The following is a 15,879-nucleotide window of genomic DNA, read 5'->3' as shown; positions in this document are numbered from 1 at the left end:
GTCAGGCGGCGTCGAACAGGGCGCTGAAGGCACGCGCGCGGCGTTCCACCTCGGCGGCCGAATCGGCGCCGAACAATGCGTGGATCACCGCAACCATGCTGGCGCCGCGGTTGATCAGCTCGGGGGCGTTTTCCAGGGTCACGCCGCCGATGGCGACGATCGGTACCTGAAAACGCTGCTGTGCCTGGTCCAGCAGGTCCAGGGTGGCGGCGGGGGCGCCCGGCTTGGTCTGGGAATTGTAGAAGCGGCCGAAGGCAATGTAGCTGGCGCCTTCCCGGACTGCGGTGGCTGCCAGATCCAGGCTGGCGTGGCAGGTGCCGCCGATCACGGCCTGGCGGCCCAGCAGGGCGCGAGCCGCGGCCAGGGAACCGTCGCCCTGGCCCAGGTGCAGGCCGACGCCCAGGCGTGCGGCCAGTTCGGCGTCATCGTTGATGATCAACTGGGCGCCGTAACGGGTGCACAACTCGCCGAGGGCTTCGGCTTCGCGCAGGCGTCGAGCCTCGTCGCTGGACTTGTCGCGGTACTGCAGCAGCTTGGCGCCGCCCTTCAGGGCCGCTTCGACATAGGGCAGCAACTTGCCGCCGGCCAGCAACTGGCTATCGGTAATGGCATAGAGGCCGCGCAGTTTCATTGGCAGAAGTCCAGCGGCAGGCGACGCGGCACGTACTGGCCGTGACCGGGTTGTTCGGCATCGCGCAGGGTGCGCCAGGTGTAGTCGAGCGCGCTACGTACGGCACTGGACAGCTCCTCGCCCAGGGCGAGGCGGCCGGCGAGGGCGCTGGCCAGGGTGCAGCCCGAGCCGTGGTAGCTGCCGGGCAGGCGCTGGCAGGTATAGGTGAAGCGCTGGCCATCCTGGGTGTACAGGCGGTTGTGCACTTCATTCTCGTCGCCATGGCCGCCGGTGATCAGCAGATTGCGGCAGAACGGCAGGAGCTTTTCCGCGCACTCGTCCGGGGTGCCTTCAGGCAGTTCGGCGAGGATGCGGGCCTCCGGCAGGTTCGGGGTGGCGATGGCCGCGACCGGGAGCAGGCGTTCGCGGATCGCGAAACCCACCTCGTCCTTGCCCAGCGCTCCGCCGCCGCCAGCACGCAGCACCGGGTCGCAGACCAGTGGGACGCCTGGCAAGGACTGCATGATTTCCAGGACGGTCTCGACCATCTGCACCGAGCCGAGCATGCCCAGCTTGACGGCGGCTACCGGCAGGTCAGCGATCACGGCATTGGCCTGGGCCAGCACCCATTCGCGGTCGAGGACGCGGAAGTCGGAAACGTTGACGGTATCCTGCACGGTCAGGGCGGTCACGGCCGGGGCGGCGTGGCAGCCTTGTGCGATCAGGGCTTCGATATCCGCCTGGAGGCCGGCGCCACCACTGGGGTCGTGGCCGGAAAGGCAGAGGACTACGGGGCGAGAGTTGGTCGTTTTCATGGTCGGCGAGCTTACCATTAATCACCTCGCCGGGCCGCACCGGCGGCGCTATGCCTCAGGGGGATCGCTCATGGCCTTGGTGGTACAGCTGAAAGCACCGGAATAGAGCTGTTCCATGGTGATGGCAATGTGCAGCTTTCAGCCGCCTTGCGCTGTGCTAGAGTGCACTTTTCGAACAACCTGGCCCAGGGTGGCGCGTCGGACAAGGAGGCGGGGCTCCCGGACGCGGTCAGTAGGCCACTGCGGGGCTGCATGCGTATCCTCTTTTTCCTCTGCCTTTACCTGCTCGCCGGCCTGGCCAATGCCGTGCAATTCGACGAGCAGTTGCGCAGTCTCCCGCTGGGCCAGCACATGGACGTGTTCGAAGACGTTCGTGGCGATGCCGAGATCGACGACATCACGTCCCCCGCCCTGGACAGCAATTTCCGCCGCCATGAAAAACCCGTGCTCAATGCCGGCTATTCGCACTCGGTCTTCTGGTTGCGCATCGACCTGGATTACCAGTCGCATGGCCGGAGCGACCAACAGAACTGGCTGCTGGAGCTGGCCTACCCGCCACTGGACCGTCTCGATCTGTTCCTCCCGGACGACCACGGAGGTTACCGTCTCGCCCAAAGCACCGGCGACGCGCTGCCATTCGACAGCCGGCAGATCAGGCAGAACAACTACGTCTTCAGTATTCCCCTGCAATCCAACCAGCCCAAGCGCATCTACCTGCGCCTGCAGAGCGAAGGTTCCATCCAGGCGCCGCTGACGCTCTGGTCACCCCAGGCCTTCGTCGAGGAACAGCCGGAACGCATCTATGTACTGGGCATCATCTACGGCGTGCTGTTGGTGATGCTCTTCTACAACCTGTTCATCTACCTCAGCGTTCGCGACACCAGCTACCTCTATTACATCCTCTATATCGGTTCGTTCGGCCTCTACCAGATTTCCGTCAACGGCGCGGGTATCCAGTACTTCTGGCCGGACAATCCCTGGTGGGCCAATGCGGCGACGCCCTTTCTGATCGGTTCGGCGGCGCTGTTCGGCTGCCAGTTCGCGCGCAGCTTCCTGCACACAGCCGACCACAGTCCCTGGGTCGACCGTGCACTGCTTGGACTGATGGCGTTCGGCGGGCTGGCAATGGTCCTGGCGCTGACGGCCAGCTACGGCCTGGCCCTGCGGCTGGCCACTTCGCTGGCGCTGATCTTTACCGTGGTGATCTTCGCCGCCGGCATGCTGGCCTGGCTGCGCGGCATGCGCGTGGCGCGTTATTTCATCATCGCCTGGAGCGCCTTCCTTATTGGAGGCGCCATCAACACCCTGATGGTGCTGGGCTATCTCCCCAACGTCTTCCTCACCATGTACGCCAGCCAGATTGGTTCGGCGCTGGAAGTGGGGCTGCTGTCCCTCGCCCTGGCCGACCGTATCAATGCCATGAAGGAAGAGCGCACGCGCATCCTCCAGGACGCCGGACGCAAGCTGGAGGCACTCAACCAGGAACTGGCCAACAGCAACCGCCTGAAGGACGAATTCCTCGCCACGGTCACCCACGAGCTGCGCACGCCGATGAATGGTGTCATCGGTTCCCTGGAGCTGATGCAGACGCTGCCGTTGCACGAGGAGCTGGAGCAGTACCAGCGCACCGCCTCCGGCTCGGCGCGGGACATGATGCGCCTGGTCAACGACATCCTCGCCATGACCGAACTGCAGGCCGGCAAGCTCTACCCGCGACGCGAGCCATTCAGCCTGCGCGGGCTGATGGACAGCCTGCGGGTGCAGTACGGCCTGCGCGCGGTGGAAAAGGGGCTGGTCTTCGAGCTGGATCTCGATCACCGTCTCCCGGATACCCTCGAAGGGGACGCCGGCAAGCTGGCCCAGGCCCTGGGCTATCTACTGGACAACGCCATCAAGTTCACCAGCCGTGGCAGCGTTGGCTTGCGAGTCAGCGGTCATGAACCGGCTGACGGTGAACTGGCACTGCACATCGACGTCGTGGACACCGGCATCGGTTTCTCCACCCCGCCGGATGGCCTGATCTACCGACGCTTCTACCAGCTCGATGGCTCCATGACCCGCGAGTACGGCGGCCTCGGCATCGGTCTCGCCCTCAGCGATCAACTGGTGACGCTCCTCGGCGGCAAGCTTTCCCACCAGTCCCAGCCCGGGCGGGGCAGCACCTTCACCCTGGAGCTCAAGCTGTCGTTGCCGGTCCAGAGCCAGGTCCTGCCCGCGCGCCGTCCCGGCGGCCAGCCCCTGCGCCGGCCGGAGCAGTGCACCGTGCTGGTGGTGGAAGACAACGCCATCAACCAGTTGGTGACCCGCGGCATGTTGCTCAAGCTCGGCTATCGCGTGCTCACCGCGGACAACGGCGCCGAAGCGCTGGAACAGATTCGTCGCGAATCCGTCCATGCCGTGCTCCTGGACTGCCAGATGCCGGTGATGGACGGTTTCGCTACCTGCCGGGCCCTGCGTGCAATGCCCGGCTGCACCGACCTGCCGGTGTTGGCAATCACTGCCCATAGCCACAGTGGCGACCGCGAGCGCTGCCTGGCCGCCGGGATGAGCGACTACATGGCCAAGCCGGTCAAGTTCGATGAATTGCGCTCGCTGCTCCATGACTGGCTGCTGTGCAAGCCGGTAGAAACCGTCAAGTCGCTGGGCTGATTCGGCAATAGCGCGGCATATATGTCACCAATCGGGGCGTATCTCCCACTTCCTGCAAGGTCTGAATCCTGATTCACTGAAAGAAGTGAATCAGGATTCAGATCATGGCCTATCGCACCACCACCTCCCGAATCGACCGTGACCAGGCGCTACGCGACCGCATCCTGGCCTGCGCCCATGCGCGGGTCGTGGAGGGCGGGTTTGCCGCGTTGACCATGCAGGCGCTGGCTGAGGACGTGGGCATTGCCACCGGCAGCCTCTACCGGCACTTCTCCAACAAGGGCGAACTGGCTGCGGAGGTCTTTGCCCAGGCCAGCCAGGTGGAAGTGGACAGTCTTGCGGTGGTGCTGCGCGGCGAGGGTTCGGCCGCAGACCGGTTGGCGCGGGGGCTGCGTCAGTTCGCTGCACGAGCCTGGCATAGCCGGCGACTGGCTTTTTCCCTGATCGCTGAACCCGTGGACCCTGAAGTGGACGAGCAGCGCCTGCTCTATCGCGAGGCATATGCCGATCTCTTCTGCCAACTGCTGGAGGAAGGCCGGGCGCGCGGTGAGTTCCAGGTGCCCTCGATTCCCCTGACCGCAGCCTGCCTGGTCGGCGCCATCGCCGAATCCCTGGTCGGCCCGCTGTCGCCCCCGGGCCGAGCAATGCGCGACGCCGACCATGATTCGGACGACCTCGAGAGCGTCTGCACCAACCTCGTTACCTTCTGCCTGCGCGCCCTGGGTGCCAGCCAACCTGTTAAGGAGAACCTGCGATGAGCCTGCACGAATTCGCCGAAACCCACGAAGTCTTCAACCAGGTACCTCCGCTGGATGGCGCCAACCTCTATCGCGTTGACCTGCCGTTGCAGGAGTGGGTCCGCCGTTATCAGGGCGGCTGGGCCGAAGAGCGCCTCGATGCCTACGGGGCCCTGGCTGGTGGTCCGCTGATGAGCGCTGGCTTCCTCGCCAACGAGAACAAACCGGTGTTCAAGAGCCATGATCGCTACGGACACCGCATTGACCTGGTGGAATTCCACCCGGCTTACCACGAGTTGATGCGCGCCTCTATCGAGCACGGCATCCCTTCGATGCCCTGGACCGATCCGCGCGCCGGTGCCCAGGTTGCCCGGGCCGGCCTGAGCTACCTGCACAGCCAGGCCGAAGCCGGCACCGGCTGCCCGCTGACCATGACCTTCGCCAGCGTGCCTGCTCTGAAGTTGCAGCCGGAGATCGCCGAGAAGTGGCTGCCGAAAATCCTTTCGACTGAATACGACCCGCGCAATCTGCCCATGGAGCAGAAGTCCGGTGTCACCATCGGCATGGCCATGACCGAGAAGCAGGGCGGTACCGACGTGCGTGCCAACACGACCCGCGCCCATCCCGTCGGCATCCCGGGGCCAGGCCAGGCCTACGAGCTGGTGGGCCACAAATGGTTCTGCTCGGCGCCGATGTGCGATGCCTTCCTGACCCTGGCCTACACCGACAAGGGCCTGTCCTGCTTCCTGCTGCCTCGCCATCGACCGGACGGCAGCCGCAACGAGTTCTATATCCAGCGGCTGAAGAACAAGCTGGGCAACTGGTCCAACGCCTCCAGCGAGGTGGAGTACCGCGGCGCCCTGGCCTGGATGGTAGGGGAAGAGGGCCGTGGCGTACCGACCATCATCGAGATGGTGTCCCTGACCCGCTTCGACTGCATGATCGGTTCCAGCGCCCTGATGCGTCAGGCATTGACCCAGGCCGCGCACCATTGCGCCTACCGCAAGGTCGGCGGCCGCGTGCTGGCCGAGCAACCGCTGATGCAGAACGTGCTGGCCGATCTCGCTCTGGAAAGTGAAGCTGCGCTCGCCCTGACGATGCGCATGGGACGTGCCCTGGACAGTGCCCACGACGAGCAGGAAGACAAGTTCGCTCGCCTGGTGACCGCCGTGGGCAAGTACTGGATCTGCAAGCGGGCGCCCGCGATGATCAACGAGGCTGCAGAGTGCCTGGGCGGTGCCGGCTACGTGGAGGACACCATCCTGCCGCGCCTGTACCGCGAAGCCCCGGTGAACTCCACCTGGGAAGGCTCCGGCAACGTGCAGTGCCTGGATGTACTGCGTGCACTGTCGAAGGAGCCCGGTGTACTCGATGCACTCTTCGCCGAACTGGGTGACGGCCATGGCGATGCTCGCCTGGCGTCCTTCATCGGCAATTTGAAGAAGGGCTTCGCCGACACCGCCGACATCCAGTATCGCGCCCGCCAGCTCACCGAAGACGTCGCCGTGGCATTGCAGGCCAAGCTGCTGCTGGAGGCCGGCAACGCCACGGTTGCCGATGCCTTCATCGCTAGCCGCCTGGGCGATCACGGGCGTGTCTATGGAACCCTGCCACGCGGGGCCGATGTCGAGGCCCTGGTAGCCCGGTCGACGCCACACCTGGCCTGATCCAACCCGGCCGCCCGCCCTTGCGACGGGTGGCGCCAGGGGCGCGGCATCCTGCCGAATCGTTCTATGCCTTTACCTGTCCAAGCAGGCAAGATAGGTCCAGAGCGAACAGACAGGATGCCGACCGTGAGCCTCGAACCGAATGATTTTGTGATTGCCGAAACCGCCGAGGAAGCCGTTGATCGCCTCGCCGAGCTGCACAGGCAGGCCACTGGTGCCCTCAGTCAGGCGTTGAAACACTACATCAAGGAACGTATCGAGCCGAGCGCCGCCCAGCGCGCTTCATTCCGCTACCCGCTGCTGCGCATCACATACCGTTGCCAGGGCGAGGTTCCTTCCACGACCCGGGCCTTCGCCAAGATTCAGGTGCCGGGTAACTACAGTGTCACCGTCACCCACCCGGACGCCTTCCGCACTTATCTCCTGGAGCAGCTGCGGCCGCTGATGCACGACTTCACCGTGCAGGTCGAAGTGGGCACCAGCCAGCAGAACATTCCGTACCCCTACGTGGTGGAACATGGCGAGGAGTTGGCCGGGTCCGGTGTGACCGCCGCCGAGCTGGCGCGGGTCTTCCCCAGTACGGACCTTTCCGCCGCCACCGATGGCGTAGCCGACGGCCTCTACGATTGGGAGAACACAGACCCGCTACCCCTGGCTCTTTTCGACGCCGCGCGGGTGGACTTCTCCCTGCGCCGCCTGGTGCATTACACCGGCAGCGACTGGCGCTACGTCCAGCCGTGGATCCTGCTGACCAACTATCACCGTTACGTCGACCAGTTCATTCGCCATGGCATCGACCAACTGCGAGAGGACCCGCGCTTCGTGCGCATGGTCCTGCCGGGCAACGTGATCGTGGAGCGCGGCATGGACGAGGGCGAGATGCAGGCCATCGTCGACGGCGTGATCTGGCACCGCTACCAGATGCCGGCCTACCACCTCCTCGCCGCCGACGGCCACGGCGTAACCCTGGTGAACATCGGCGTCGGCCCGTCCAACGCGAAAAACATCACCGACCACCTGGCCGTGCTGCGTCCGCACTGCTGGCTGATGATCGGCCACTGTGGCGGCCTGCGGCAGTCGCAGACCATTGGCGACTACGTGCTGGCCCACGCCTACATGCGTCGCGACGGCATTCTCGACCGGGTACTGCCGCCTCACATTCCGTTACCGGCGCTGGCCGAAGTGCAGCAGGCGCTGCAGGAGGCCGCGGCGCAAGTCACCGGCGAGCGCGGTGAAGACCTCAAGCGGCGCTTGCGTACCGGCACCGTGCTCACCTACGACGATCGCAACTGGGAGCTACGGTGGGCCCAGGAACGGCCGCTGATCAATCTGTCGCGGGCCGTGGCGGTGGACATGGAGAGCGGCACGGTGGCGGCCCAGGGCTACCGCCTGCGGGTGCCTTACGGGACCTTGCTGTGCGTATCCGACAAGCCCCTGCACAGCGAGATCAAGCTGCCAGGCTCGGCCAGTGCCTTCTACCAGCGTGCCGTCAGCCAGCACCTGCGCATCGGCATCGCCGCCCTCGAGCTGTTGCGTAACCAGCTCAACTCGCTGCACTCGCGCAAACTGCGCAGCTTCGACGAACCGCCGTTCCGCTGATCGCGGCGGCCCTGGAGGCGTCATTGTAGGGGCGAATTCATTCGCCATGGACCGCAGCGCGGTCCCGAAAAGCATCACAAGGCAGACCTCTGGCCTGCTTGGCGAATGAATTCGCCCCTACAGGATTGCTACCGCGCCATGGGCGGAATCAGCCACTGATAGCCCGGTGTCGGCACGCGGAAGTTGTCCGCCGGCACCTGCCAGTCAGTCAGCGCTTTGCCGAGGTCGCGGGGCGGTGCGAACTGGCCTTCGTCAGTGAGGTTGAAGGTGCCGAAGTGGATGGCCAGGCTATTGCCGGATTCCAGTTGCTGGTGGGCCTGCACGGCATCGTCCGGGTTCATGTGGTTGTCGCGCATGAACCAGCGTGGCGCGTAGGCTCCGATGGGCAACGCAGCGAAGCGCATCGGCCCGAAGCGCTCGCGAATGAGGCGGAACTCCGGTCCCAGGCCGGTATCCCCGGGGAACAGGAACGGCCCGTCGGGCGACTCGATGACAAAGCCCATCCACAGCGTTTCATTGGTGTCGCTGCGGGTCCGCGCCGACCAGTGCTGAACCGGCACCGAATGGAGCTTCAGTCCACCGGCCAAAGGCAGCTCCTGCCACCAGTCCAGTTCGACAACCTGCTTGAAGCCAGCCTCGCGAATCAGCATGCCATTGCCCAGGCCGCTGACGACTGTGGCCCTCGGGAAACGCTCCACCAGCCCGCGCAGGCTTTCCAGATCGAGGTGATCGTAGTGGTTATGGCTGACCAGGATCAGGTCGATGGGGGGCAACTGGTCCAGTTGCAGGCCCGGCGGGTGATGGCGCTTCGGGCCCAGGAAGCTGAACGGGCTGACCCGCTGCGACCACACGGGGTCGGTCAGGATATTCAGCCCACGATGCTGGATCAGCAGCGTCGCGTGGTTGATGTAGGTGACGCGGAGTTCGTCGCCTTCCACGCGTGCGGGAACATCGGGCGGCACGGCAGGGCCCGGCTGGTCGAGCCAATCTGCCTGCTTCTCGCGGCTGAACTGCCAGCGCAGGAAGGAACGCAGGTCCTTGTGCGGCTTGGGCTCGAGGTTGCGGAAGCGACGGCCGTCGAAGTTGTTCGATGCCGGTCCACGATAGGGCGAGCGGTGATAACCGGCGAGGGTCATCAGGTTGATCAGCCAGGTGGGGCGCAGCGGACGCAGCATGGCGTTCTCTCTTGCGGCGGGAAGGCAGTCAACCTAGCATGCCTCTCCCATTTCCAGACCGCCAACCCGTTTCCAGGCATGTCGCGCCCAACTCGCCCCTCCCGCCCCGTTTCCCGCCGCCCCGCCGCGCCTCGTCGTGTGGCCAAGGCGCCGCCGGTCGAGCCGCGCCTGGTGCTGTTCAACAAGCCCTTCGACGTGCTGACCCAGTTCAGCGACGGCGATGGCCGCGCGACCCTCAAGGATTACATCCCCATCCCCGGCATCTACCCGGCCGGCCGCCTCGACCGTGACAGCGAAGGCCTCCTGCTGCTGACCAACGATGGCCAGCTACAGGCGCGCATTGCCGATCCCAAGCACAAGCTGGCCAAGACCTATTGGGTGCAGGTGGAAGGGGAGCCCAGTGACGAGCAACTGAAGCAGCTGCGGGAAGGCGTCGAGCTGAATGACGGCCCGACCCTGCCCGCCGAAGCCCGTCAGATCGAAGAGCCCGCGCTCTGGGAGCGCAATCCGCCGGTGCGTTTTCGCAAGAGCGTGCCCACGGCCTGGCTGGAACTGGTGATTCGCGAGGGGCGTAACCGTCAGGTGCGGCGCATGACCGCTGCGGTTGGCTTGCCGACGCTGCGTCTGGTGCGGGTGCGCATCGGGCCGTGGAGCCTCGAAGGGCTGGGGTTGGGAGAATATCGCGAAGTGCCGGCCAAGCTCTGAACCGCGTTGCTGCGCGTCGGCGATACAGCGTTGCTCACACTCTCGAAATGCTCATTTACAGTCGTAAACTCCGCTTTCTCGAATGTGAGCGCCTTGTCTCGCTCTAGCTCGCGAACGCGGTAGTGCTGTACTCAGAGGCCTTCGATACTGCCGATCACCAGCGTCTTGATGACGAAGCCGAGCACGCCCAGACCGAGGGCCAGGAACAGGATCATGGTGCCGAAGCGACCGGCCTTGGACTTCTTGGCCAGGTCCCAGACGATGAAGGCCATGAAGGCCACCAGCACGGCGATCATCGCCGTCATCATCAACTCTTCGAACTTCTCCGGACTCATCTCGCACCTCTTGGACTGAATACAGGCTGCACCCGCCGGGCCGAGGGCCGGGCGGAAAGCGGGGCGGTGCGCTTGTGATTCCGTGAGCCGGAAGGCTCTTGTGAGGCGGGGCCACGCGAGGGGTGCAGCAAAGCGCGGCGATTATACGCCAAGCCGCCCGCCGCGCGAGGCCCGTTCAGCCGCGTAGATGGCCCAGGGGCAGCTCGGTGCTGCTCAGCACCTGATTGAGCACGAAGCTCGACCGCACGCTGGTTACCCCTTCGATCCGGGTCAGCTGGCCCAACAGGAACTGTTGGTAGTGGTCCATGTCCGGTACCACCACTTTCAGTTGGTAATCCGCCTCCATGCCGGTCACCAGGCTGCACTCCAGCACCTCGGGGCACTGGCGGATCACTTCCTGGAAGTGCTCGAAACGTTCCGGTGTGTGCCGGTCCATGCCAATAAGCACGTAGGCAGTGAGGCTGAGGCCAAGTTTCTTGCGGTCCAGCAAGGCGACCTGGCGGACGATATAACCGTCGTCCTCCAGTTGCTTGACCCGCCGCGAGCACGGCGAAGGTGAAAGTCCGATCCGTTCGGCCAGCTCTTGATTGGAGATGCGCGCGTCGCGCTGCAATTCGGCGAGGATCTTGAGGTCGTAGCGATCGAGCTTTTCCATTGAATGGGCATCGCTTTGTTTTGATTGCTACAAATATTGCTACTTTAGTGATTAATTGCGCAAGCGATGTTCGTGTGAGCAATCTTCGCAATCATTCGTCGCCTTCGTCGCCGTAATATTTCTCTCAGTTTCAAGGCCCGGACAGCAAGTCCACCCGACCCACCCAATCAGGTGCGTCGGCGCCGCCGATCCAACCGGTTCGAGCAGGCCCCCGGGTCCGCACTGCCCAATCAGGCAGGCGATGAAAGCGGCGACAAAATCGCCAGCACCGGACGAATTTCCCGAAGGGGGCCCGCTGTATGGGGCCCCCTTTTTTATTGGCTGCTCGGGGCGTCAGGCAACCCCGGCCAGCTTCAGCAGCCACCAGGCCATGATCGCCAGTTGCACGAAGAAGCCGGCGAATCTCAGCCAGACAAACAGCGCGCTGGTGCTGATGAGGTGTGCGACGGTCTGGAACAGGCGAGCGCCCAGCATCAGACCAGCGAGCGGATCGGTGATGGCGCTCTGCTCGGTGGCGATGGCATAGAGCAGCAGCGCGGCCTGCATTGGCAGGTTTTCCGCAGTGTTGGCGTGGGCGCGCACCAGGCGTTGGCCAAAGGCGCTTGGGGTATTGCTGCCATCAGCGGCGAAGGCGTTGACCTTCATCCGCCCGGCCAGCACCAGCAGGCCGCGCTGGTTCACCATCAGGAAAACCAGCAGCAGACTCCAGGCGACCAGGCCGAGCAGGGTGACGGCAGAAAGCGACAGGGGCATTGCGGACTCCTCGTTCTTGTTATGAAGCGAGCGAGTCTAGAAGTTTTAGAGCAATTGCTCTAGTCGTGTTTCACCACTTCGCTGGGGTCGGCGTGCACCAGCACTTCGGCGCGTGGGTACTGGGCGGTGATGGCCTGGGCCGCCTCCTCGCACAGTGCGTGGGCGCGGGATAGCGTCAGTTCACCCGGTAATTCCAGATGCAGTTGCACGTACCAGTGATTGCCGGAAATGCGCGTGCGCAGGTCATGCGCGCCAAGCACGCCGGGAACCCCACAGGCGAGCCGGTGCATGTCGGCGCTGATGGCGGGCGTCAGCTCCTCGTCCATCAGGACCGAGATCGATTCCCGGGCGATGCCTATCGCGCTCCAGAGGATGTATCCGGCAATGCCTATGCCGAACAACCCGTCGGCCTGCTGCCAGCCGAAGCTCGCCAGCACGAGGGCGAGGAGGATGCCGCCATTGAGCAGCAGGTCGGAGCGATAGTGCAGCGCATCGGCGCGGATCGCCGTGGAGCCGGTGGCGCGAATCACCCGCCGTTGCAGCATCAGCAAGCCAGCGGTGAGCGCCAGCGACAAGATCATCACGCCGATGCCGAGCGCTTGCGCGCCGAGCGGTTCCGGGTCTTTCAGTCGCTCGTAGGCCTGCGCGGCCACCAGCACGGCGCTGACTCCGATGAACAGCGCCTGGGCCAGGCCTGCCAGGGCCTCGGCTTTGCCATGTCCGTAACGGTGGTCGTCGTCGGCCGGCTTCAGTGCGTAACGCACCGCCAGCAGGTTGAGCAATGACGCCGCGCTGTCCATCAGCGAGTCGGTGAGGCCGGCCAGCAGGCTGACCGAGCCACTCATGGCCCAGGCAATAGCCTTGGCGATGACCAGGGTGATGGCAACAGTGAGCGAGGCGAGGGTGGCCAGGCGCAGCAATTGCGCGTGCTGGCGGGATGAGGTCATGCCGGCTCCGGCTTGAAATGGATGAAGTCCCTGGCCGGCGTCTCCAGGCTCGATGCGGAGATTGCGGGCCCCGATGATTCAAGGTGCCGTGCAGGCTGCCGAAGAACAGCCTGCACGGGGCGCCCCATTCAGGCCGCCGGGTGCAGGCCGTACGCCGCCAGTTGCTGGAGGTTGCCGCTGCGCTGGAGCAGCTGCGGATTGTCCAGCGGCAGGTCGTGGCCGGTTTCACGGGCGATGATCGACTTCAGGCGGACCGGGTCGACCTTGCCGTCGGCGCCGATGGCTTCGCGGAGGGTTTCGGGGGCGACCTGTGCAGTCTGGCCATCGGGCAGGTAGATCGCGCCGGTGGCGAAGTCCACGGCGAAGGCGATCAGACCGGGAATCACATAGAAAAGAATGCCGATAGCATCCAGCGCCGCGACCACGGGGTCGATCTTGCCTTCGATCTGGCCGCGACGATCCGGATAGAAGAGCGTGCCGCAGGCGGTGAGCTGGGTGAGCAGAGCAGCGGCGACGGCGCCGCCGATCCAACGGGAAGCAATGCGCATATGCATCTCCTGGTCGAAAGGTCGCAACTATAGCAAGGCGTTCGTTGCAAAACTGCCTGGTTCATTTAAGACCCCGGCAAGGAACTGGCGGTTCGCCGGTATACTTTGCGCCTGCCTGGAGTACCCATGAATCCCCTACCCATCGATGCCGTCCTGCCCGACTTGCGGGCCGCCCTGCAATCTCGCCACGAAGCCGTGCTGGAGGCGCCGCCCGGCGCCGGCAAGACCACCCGCGTACCCCTGGCGCTGCTGGACGAATCCTGGCTCGCCGGACAGCGCATCCTGATGCTGGAACCGCGTCGCCTGGCCGCGCGTGCCGCTGCCGAGCGCCTGGCCAGCGAACTGGGCGAGTCGGTGGGGGAGACGGTCGGCTACCGCATCCGCCTGGAATCGAAGGTCGGCCCGCGCACGCGTATTGAAGTGGTGACCGAGGGCATCCTCGCTCGCCGCCTGCAGGAGGACCCGGCGCTCGAGGGCGTGGGTCTGGTGATCTTCGACGAGTTCTCGGAGCGAAGCCTGGATGCCGACCTCGCCCTGGCCCTCTGCCTGAACGGCCGCGCCTTGCTGCGCGACGAGCCACCGCTGAAGGTGCTGCTGATGTCCGCCACGCTGGAGGGCGAACGTCTGTCGCGCCTGCTGGAAGCGGCGCCGGTGGTGCGCAGCGAAGGCCGTATGTTCCCGGTGGAGCAGCGCTGGGGACGCGCCAGCCAGCCGGGCGAGGCGCTCGAACCCAGGATTGTGCAGACCGTACTCCAGGCGCTGGCCGACGAACCCGGCAGCCTGCTGGTGTTCCTCCCCGGGCAGGCAGAGATACGCCGCGTGGCCGACCAGTTGGGCGAGCGGCTCGACGGCCGCGTCGACATCCTGCTTTGCCCACTCCATGGCGAGCTGGACCTGGCCGCCCAGCGCGCGGCCATCGAGCCGGCTCCGGCGGGCAAGCGCAAGGTCGTACTGGCCACCAACATCGCCGAGACCAGCCTGACCATCGACGGCGTGCGCGTGGTGGTGGATGCCGGGTTGGAGAGGGTGCCGCGCTTCGACCCGGCCAGCGGCATGACCCGACTCGATACCCAGCGCATTTCCCGTGCCTCGGCGACCCAGCGCGCCGGCCGGGCCGGCCGCCTGCAAGCGGGCGCCTGCTACCGGCTCTGGTCCGAGGCCCAACATGAGCAACTCGCCGCCCACGGTAGCGCGGAAATCCTCCAGGCCGATCTCGCTGGTCTGGCCCTGCAATTGGCGCGCTGGGGCATTGCCGATCCCAACGAACTGGTCTGGCTCGACCCGCCTCCCGCCGCTGCCTACGCCCAGGGGCGCGATCTGCTGCAACGCCTGGGTGCCCTTGGCGAAGATGGCGGCCTGACCCGACACGGTCAGGCCATGGCCGAGCTGCCTGCGCATCCGCGCATCGCCCATTTGCTATTGCGTGGCCAGGCGTTGGGGCTCGGCTCCCTGGCCTGCGACCTCGCGGCCCTGCTGGGCGAGCGCGACATCCTGCGCGGCGGCGGCGCCGACCTGCATAGTCGGCTCGCGCTGCTGGCGGGCGATGATCGCGCGGCACGTGGTGCCCGTGGCGGCGTACAACGCGCCCGTCAGCTGGCGCGGCAATTCCGCTCCTACCTGCGTGGCCCGGCCAGCGAGCCGGTGGCCGACCCGGAGCACCCGCGCTGGCTCGGCTGCCTGCTGGCCTTCGCCTACCCGGATCGGGTCGCCCAGCAACGCCGCGCCGGCGGTGCCGACTATCGCCTCGCCAATGGACGTGCTGCCACCTTCGGCGAGCCGGATGCGTTGATGAAGGAGCCTTGGCTGGTGATCGCCGACCTCGGCAGTCGCCAGGGCCAGCGCGAGGAACGTATTTACCTGGCGGCCGACCTCGATCCGGCGCTGTTCGACAGCGCCCTGAGTGAGCAGGTAAGCCGCCAGGACCTGCTGGATTGGGACGAGCGCGAAGGTGTGCTGCGTGCCGAACGCCAGGTCAGGATCGGCGAGCTGGTGCTGGCCCGCGAAGCGCTCAGCGAACTGGACGACGCGGCGCGTTCGCGGGCCCTGCTCGGACTGGTGCGGCGCAAGGGTCTGGAGCTCCTGCCGTGGACGCCTGAGCTGCGCCAGTGGCAGGCACGGGTGAACCTGCTGCGCCGGCTCGACCTGGAAGGGAAGGGTGAGAGCGAGTGGCCGGATGTCAGCGATGCGGCGCTGCTGGCGTCGCTGGAAAACTGGCTGCTGCCTTATCTGGGCAAGGTTTCGCGACTGTCGCACTTCGCCAACCTGGAACTCTCCGGCATCCTCCAGGGGCTGCTGCCGTGGCCGCTGCCGCAGCGTCTGGATGAGTTGGCGCCGCGTACCCTGCAAGTGCCTTCGCAGTCGAACATCCGCCTGGACTACCACGAATTCCCGCCCGTGCTGGCGGTGCGCTTGCAGGAGCTGTTCGGCCTGGCCGACACCCCGCGCATCGCCGGCGGCCGCCTGGCGGTGAAGCTGCATCTGCTCTCGCCTGCACAGCGCCCGGTACAGGTGACCCAGGACCTGGGCAGCTTCTGGCGCAATACCTATGCGGACGTGAAGAAGGACCTTAAGGGCAGGTACCCGAAACACTACTGGCCCGATGACCCGCTGGTGGCGGAGCCGACCGCGCGGGCCAAGCCGAGGAAGTCGTAGCGCTATGCCCAGGGGAAGAGCGGCAGGACGCC

14 protein-coding genes are annotated in these 15,879 nt (G+C 65.6%); 6 read left to right on the top strand and 8 right to left on the bottom strand.

All coding sequences use genetic code 11. From position 1 onward, the window contains the following. Position 1: 1 nt before the first annotated feature. A complete protein-coding gene (gene thiE, locus MnOB_RS15950; protein ID WP_077525192.1) occupies positions 2-631 on the bottom strand; it encodes a thiamine phosphate synthase in 630 nt (209 codons plus the stop codon). After that, positions 628-1,425, bottom strand: coding sequence for a hydroxymethylpyrimidine/phosphomethylpyrimidine kinase (locus MnOB_RS15945; RefSeq protein ID WP_077525254.1), 798 nt, complete (start codon positions 1,423-1,425; stop codon positions 628-630). Before MnOB_RS15945 ends, thiE begins: the two co-directional genes overlap by 4 nt. Before the next feature lie 252 nt (positions 1,426-1,677). Between MnOB_RS15945 and MnOB_RS15940 the strand changes: the two genes are divergently transcribed. The 4 genes from MnOB_RS15940 (at position 1,678) to amn (ending at position 8,077) form a co-directional block, all read left to right on the top strand. Next, positions 1,678-4,074, top strand: coding sequence for a hybrid sensor histidine kinase/response regulator (locus MnOB_RS15940; protein WP_077525191.1), 2,397 nt, complete (start codon positions 1,678-1,680; stop codon positions 4,072-4,074). Between the two features lie 104 nt (positions 4,075-4,178). Further along, positions 4,179-4,832, top strand: a complete 654-nt coding sequence (locus MnOB_RS15935) for a TetR/AcrR family transcriptional regulator (protein WP_077525190.1) — start codon at positions 4,179-4,181, stop codon at positions 4,830-4,832. Beyond that, entirely contained in the window at positions 4,829-6,478 is a 1,650-nt protein-coding gene (locus tag MnOB_RS15930; protein ID WP_077525189.1) for an acyl-CoA dehydrogenase family protein, read from the top strand. The genes MnOB_RS15935 and MnOB_RS15930 overlap by 4 nt, the downstream gene beginning before the upstream one ends. A gap of 117 nt (positions 6,479-6,595) precedes the next feature. Further along, the gene (amn, locus tag MnOB_RS15925; RefSeq protein WP_077525188.1) at positions 6,596-8,077 is read left to right on the top strand and encodes an AMP nucleosidase; all 1,482 of its coding nucleotides are present in this window, start codon (positions 6,596-6,598) and stop codon (positions 8,075-8,077) included. A gap of 128 nt (positions 8,078-8,205) precedes the next feature. Here amn and MnOB_RS15920 read toward each other — a convergent pair whose 3' ends face one another. Beyond that, entirely contained in the window at positions 8,206-9,249 is a 1,044-nt protein-coding gene (locus tag MnOB_RS15920) for an MBL fold metallo-hydrolase (RefSeq protein ID WP_234358276.1), read from the bottom strand. A gap of 81 nt (positions 9,250-9,330) precedes the next feature. Between MnOB_RS15920 and MnOB_RS15915 the strand changes: the two genes are divergently transcribed. Continuing rightward, positions 9,331-9,957, top strand: coding sequence for a pseudouridine synthase (locus MnOB_RS15915; protein ID WP_077525186.1), 627 nt, complete (start codon positions 9,331-9,333; stop codon positions 9,955-9,957). 131 nt (positions 9,958-10,088) lie between these two features. Here MnOB_RS15915 and MnOB_RS15910 read toward each other — a convergent pair whose 3' ends face one another. The 5 genes from MnOB_RS15910 to MnOB_RS15890 form a co-directional block, all read right to left on the bottom strand. Next, positions 10,089-10,292, bottom strand: a complete 204-nt coding sequence (locus MnOB_RS15910) for a DUF2788 domain-containing protein (RefSeq protein WP_077525185.1) — start codon at positions 10,290-10,292, stop codon at positions 10,089-10,091. A 175-nt stretch (positions 10,293-10,467) separates the two neighbouring features. Beyond that, the gene (locus MnOB_RS15905) at positions 10,468-10,947 is read right to left on the bottom strand and encodes an Lrp/AsnC family transcriptional regulator (protein ID WP_016490763.1); all 480 of its coding nucleotides are present in this window, start codon (positions 10,945-10,947) and stop codon (positions 10,468-10,470) included. Between the two features lie 333 nt (positions 10,948-11,280). Continuing rightward, positions 11,281-11,700, bottom strand: a complete 420-nt coding sequence (locus MnOB_RS15900) for an MAPEG family protein (RefSeq protein ID WP_077525184.1) — start codon at positions 11,698-11,700, stop codon at positions 11,281-11,283. A 59-nt stretch (positions 11,701-11,759) separates the two neighbouring features. After that, the gene (locus tag MnOB_RS15895; RefSeq protein ID WP_077525183.1) at positions 11,760-12,647 is read right to left on the bottom strand and encodes a cation diffusion facilitator family transporter; all 888 of its coding nucleotides are present in this window, start codon (positions 12,645-12,647) and stop codon (positions 11,760-11,762) included. A gap of 128 nt (positions 12,648-12,775) precedes the next feature. After that, a complete protein-coding gene (locus MnOB_RS15890) occupies positions 12,776-13,195 on the bottom strand; it encodes a polyribonucleotide nucleotidyltransferase (RefSeq protein WP_077525182.1) in 420 nt (139 codons plus the stop codon). A 126-nt stretch (positions 13,196-13,321) separates the two neighbouring features. Here MnOB_RS15890 and hrpB point away from each other — a divergent pair, with 126 nt between their 5' ends. Further along, positions 13,322-15,847: an ATP-dependent helicase HrpB gene (hrpB, locus tag MnOB_RS15885; protein WP_077525181.1), complete on the top strand. Its 2,526-nt coding sequence runs from the start codon at positions 13,322-13,324 to the stop codon at positions 15,845-15,847. Positions 15,848-15,879: the final 32 nt, after the last annotated feature.

Origin of the sequence: Metapseudomonas resinovorans, assembly GCF_002003485.1 — a bacterium.
Taxonomy (GTDB): domain Bacteria; phylum Pseudomonadota; class Gammaproteobacteria; order Pseudomonadales; family Pseudomonadaceae; genus Metapseudomonas; species Metapseudomonas resinovorans_D.
This window is presented reverse-complemented; position numbering and strand designations above follow the sequence as displayed.